This window comes from Rickettsia sp. (assembly GCF_965035265.1).
On record NZ_CBCDJS010000088.1, the window covers coordinates 1 to 4882 of the forward strand.

Below are 4882 nucleotides of genomic sequence, written 5' to 3' on the forward strand. Positions count from 1 at the left end.
TTTTTTTGATTATTTTATTAAAATTCCATATTTCATGGTATTTTGTTGACTCGGCATTATATTAATCTATTTTAATGAAGTCAATGTAATTAGTTAATTTTTATAAATTAATCAATTAACCATATAATTTTAAAATTTAAAAATTCTTTTTTCTTCAATCTATTTGTAATATAGTAAATAGGTATATTTAATTATTGTAGAGGGACGAATGAAAAAAAATCCAAAAATCTCATTAATAGGAGGCGGTAACATAGGTGGTACGCTTGCTCACTTAATTAGCCTTAGAGAACTCGGTGATATCGTATTATTTGATGTGGCTGAAGGAGTACCGCAAGGAAAAGCATTGGATCTCATGCAAGCCGGAACTTTGCTAGGCTCTGATATCAAAATAAAAGGTACAAACGACTATAAAGATATTGAAGGGTCTGATGCCATAATTATTACTGCCGGTTTACCAAGAAAACCAGGAATGAGCAGAGACGATTTAATTAGCATTAACACCGGTATTATGAAAAATGTTGCAGAGAATGTTAAAAAATACGCTCCTGATGCCTTTGTAATAGTAATTACTAACCCGTTAGACGTTATGGTATATGTCATGCTTAAAGAAAGCGGGCTACCTCATAATAAAGTAATAGGTATGGCAGGCGTACTTGACTCATCAAGATTTAACCTTTTTCTTGCTGAAGAGTTTAAAGTTTCGGTAAACAGCGTTAATAGTATAGTTCTCGGTGGTCACGGTGATGCGATGGTACCTCTTGCAAAATATTCTACAGTATCGGGCGTACCGCTACCTGACTTGATAAAAATGGGCTTATCAAGTAATGAGCGTATTGAAAAAATAATCGATCGTACTAGAAACGGCGGCGGTGAGATTGTTGCATTACTTAAAACAGGTTCTGCTTATTATGCACCCGCAGCCTCAGCAATAGAAATGCTTGAATCATATTTAAAAGATAAACGTCAAATTCTAACTTGTGCCGCTTATTTGCAAGGTGAGTACGATGTACATGATTTATATGTCGGCGTGCCTATTATTATAGGTAAAGAAGGAGTAGAAAAAATAATAGAACTACAGTTAACTAAAGAAGAGAAAGCATTATTCGATAAATCAGTCGAGGGAGTTAAAAAACTCATTGAGACGGTGAAATAAATTATAAGATTATATTTTTTAAACATAATTGAAGCACAAATGCAACAAAATTTAAAATATTGAATTAATACTAATATTAGTATTGTTAATTTAACATAAATGGTATTACAGTTTGGTTTGGTTTATTTTTATTAATAGAGGAAAATTATGAAAAACAAAAATGAATTAGACAAGCTAATAAGAAATCTTTATTTAATAAAAAACACTAATTTAAATAATATTTTAGAAACAGATAAATTAGCTATAGCGCATACAACCAACTTCATAGAAGCTCTAATAAATAAAATAGATCCTAGAGCACCAGGACCTTATGTTTCTCAGCAAAAGGCTAATTTCAAAGTAGCAAATGATAAAAATATACAAGGGAGGCAGAAAGAAATTTATTTAAAAAACCTACCTATTAGTATCGGTAAAGTTGAAAGCTTTAAGGAAGACGAAAAAGATAGAGAAACAAAGGCTCAACTCGACGTCCTAGTATCCCCCTCAGATTTTTCAGAATTATTAAGACTAAGTAATTCATTACCGATCACTAAAGAACAAGGACTAGAAATAACAGGCAATATTAATCTATTACAATTGATGGAAGAAATTGTTCAGAAAGTAGGTAAAAAGAACTTAAATATACAGCAAGATACAAAAGTACTTACCTCTCAAGAAAATGAGCAAGCTATAACACACGGTCAACAAAAAGTAGAGCTTAACCTTAGAGAAGAAATAATAAAGCTAAGGGAAGCAGTTCAAGAAACAATCAAAAATCCAACTAATAACGAAGAATTTAATAAGACATCAAAAGAAATTTTAGATTTGATTAATAATATTAACTCTCATCAACCCGCTAGATTACAGGCAGCTAGAAATAAAATCCTGAGTAGCGGAGGAAGTCCTAATACTAAAAATACCAAAATAGCGGGATTTTTTCTTGAACAACATGAATGGGATAAATTTCAAGAATTAAGAGAAAGGTTACAAAAAATAAAAGAGCCTGGAGAAAAATTAGATGAAATGAAAAATTTTTATGATGTGATTAATTCATTAGATAAAAATATCATTCTAGGATTAATGAAGGAGAAACAAAAAGTTCAACAAGCTTCCAATCAAAAAGCACAAGAGATTATAAGAAGTAAATTTTTATACCTTGATAATGCTCAGGATTTTTCAGACGGTTTACAAAATTTATTTGAGAAGTTAAAAAATAAAGAAGAGACAGGGGAAAAAGAACTTATAGAAGCTTCTAAGAATATACTCAGTAAAAGTATATCAGTAAATAAAAATTACTTTCGTAATACTGATAATTCAAGCGAATTAGATTTGCAATATAAGATGTTGTTAATAGATCATGCAGGTAATATCTCGCAAAATATAAAGGAGACTCTAGTCTTATATGCCGGAAGTACTAACAATAATAAGATTGATATATTATCTGAAGAATTAGCAAATAAATTTAAAAATATATCAAATTTAATAAAGCAAAATGAATCGGTACTACAAAGAGAAACAAGTAAATATTCTCCTTCTTTAGAAACTATACCTGAAGATTCTGTTCCTGAGTTGTCACCGGCAATAGTACATTCCTCAACAGAACTTTTTGCAAAGCTAGAAAATTCATTCAATGAACTAGAACAATTCACTGATAAAATATTAATAGATGCCGGTAAATCTTATGCACAACAAGCAAATATTAATCCTAAATCTAATAATGTTTCTAGATCTTCTTCTATTGATTCAGGAATCGGTTCAAGTCAAGAAGAATTGTCTACTACATTTGGAAAAAGCAGCTCTACTAATTTAATTGAAGCTCTTGATTTAGCACAAGCGAAAATTTTATCAAATTCAAATACGGCAAAAGATAAGTTAACGGCAACAAAAGAATTACAAAAATCTATCCAACAAAAAGAAGTAAGCAATGAAAGACTTACTCAAGAGGAAATAGATAATATTTATAAGACAATAGGAATATTTGAAGAAATTAAGGAATTTGAAAAGAGCGAAAATACACGTGATCCTCGCATATTAAATAAAAATTATTATAAGCTAACTGATCCTCGTGAGGAGCGTAGAAGCGATAATATCGCTTTAGAATGGGATGATACCGGAATGTTAACTACTGATACTGATTTAGAGTGGGATGACACCGGAATGTTGCCTCCTGCCCAAAATAGTGCCGTTTTAGACAAATTAAAAGAAGCAGTAGACGGTTATATATCTGAGCTACAAATAGATAGCGTTTTACCCAAAATACGCAGCTTGTTTAATGATGAATTATCTAAAGATACATCTCCGAAGCAGGTTAATATAGATAGCGTTTTACCCAAAATACGCAGCTTGTTTAATGATGAATTATCTAAAGATACATCTCCGAAATACACTAAACAATCAACCAAAGATCAACCTAAAATATCCACAGGAGCAGTTACCGGTCTAAAAGATAGAATAGCAAAATTTGAAGCAGACTCTGACAGCAAAATCAAAAAATACTGGACGGAAGAAAAGAAACAGACTGTAGAAAAACATTCTCAATATACTCAAGATAAAGATACTATATATCATACAACACCTAAAAAATTGAATATTAACGAAATAACTCACGATTTTAAGTTAAAAGATAACACAAAAAGCTTAAAAGATAAATTTGAAAAAGGCTTTGATAGTAACATAACAAGATACTGGACATCACCGGAGGAATGGGATAAATGGGAGAAAGAGAAACAGAAAGGTACAGGGAAAGAGAATGAACTAATAAGACCTCGTACAAAATTCGCAATAGAGCATTCTAAAGATGCTCAATCTAAAAATAATGCACCTAAAAGGCAAATTAAGACTTATATAGAAGCTAGTGAAGATACACATATAAAAGAAGGCAATACACAAAGCTTAAAAGACAAATTTGAAAACTTAGCAAAAGAAGCGAAGCAAATTGGAACACAGGCACAGCAAAAATCCAAATCTTCGAGTAATCCTAGCATAAAACCTACGGGTCGCGGTAAAGACGGAAGAAATATCTAAAGCAATTGATGTTATTCTTGTTTTTGGGTCTGTTGCATAGCTCGTTTATGTCATTCCCGCGGAGGCGGTAATCCAGTAAAACACATAAAAAACTTGTTTTTTATGTGTTTATTTTGTCAATATTAAGACTATTTTTTCTAGATTCCTGCTTTCGCAGGAATGACATCGAGTAGGTTTTTCGATCCATGCAAGGATAACATCCTACGTAAAACCAATACTGTACTAGTTAATATTACAAGCAAAAATATGAAAAAGCTTAAAGTTAGGGATAGCGATTTAAAATTTTGCCATAACAACATGCTAAAGAAAGGAGTGCTTGAGGATAGAATAATACCGCCAAAAGAATGAGATAAACTATAAAGCCTCATTTTAATATTAGTCTTAAATAAAGATTGAACAATAATTTGTAGCGGCACTGCATAAAATGCTGCAAGCCCTATTAATATAACGGGACAGAGAATATTAAATATTTGTTTATATAACATTATTTGCATTCCTAAAGCAACAATAATGCTGGCAAATAAAGCCCATGTAATCTGTCTTAAAGGATTTATTTTATCGGCAAGTAATCCTGCAAAAACGGCTGATATTCCATAAGTAATAATAAGAGCTATATTTATAAATTTTATTTCAGGATGATTTATAAAAGCTATTTTTGTTAAAAAAACTCCCAAGAAAATTACCAAAAAATGATATATTCCTCCAATAGCACCATTTATTAGTAAC

The 4882-nt window shown here is 31.0% G+C and carries 3 protein-coding genes and 1 pseudogene; 3 read left to right on the top strand and 1 reads right to left on the bottom strand.

What is annotated here, in order from left to right; all coding sequences use genetic code 11:
- Positions 1-208: 208 nt before the first annotated feature.
- From mdh to AC1Z7D_RS05815, 3 genes and pseudogenes are all read left to right on the top strand, one after another.
- Positions 209-1153, top strand: a complete 945-nt coding sequence (mdh, locus tag AC1Z7D_RS05805; RefSeq protein WP_482602788.1) for a malate dehydrogenase — start codon at positions 209-211, stop codon at positions 1151-1153.
- 2322 nt (positions 1154-3475) lie between these two features.
- Positions 3476-3829, top strand: a pseudogene (locus AC1Z7D_RS05810) (hypothetical protein); the annotation flags it as partial.
- 147 nt (positions 3830-3976) lie between these two features.
- Positions 3977-4156: a hypothetical protein gene (locus tag AC1Z7D_RS05815; protein WP_482602792.1), complete on the top strand. Its 180-nt coding sequence runs from the start codon at positions 3977-3979 to the stop codon at positions 4154-4156.
- Positions 4157-4293: 137 nt separating this feature from the next.
- Here AC1Z7D_RS05815 and AC1Z7D_RS05820 read toward each other — a convergent pair.
- The coding region (locus AC1Z7D_RS05820; RefSeq protein WP_482602790.1) for an MFS transporter at positions 4294-4882 on the bottom strand (589 nt) is incomplete at its 5' end.

Excerpts from the sequence above, each read along its gene's own strand:
- mdh (WP_482602788.1), top strand. The coding sequence starts at position 209 with ATGAAAAAAAATCCAAAAATCTCATTAATAGGAGGCGGTAACATAGGT.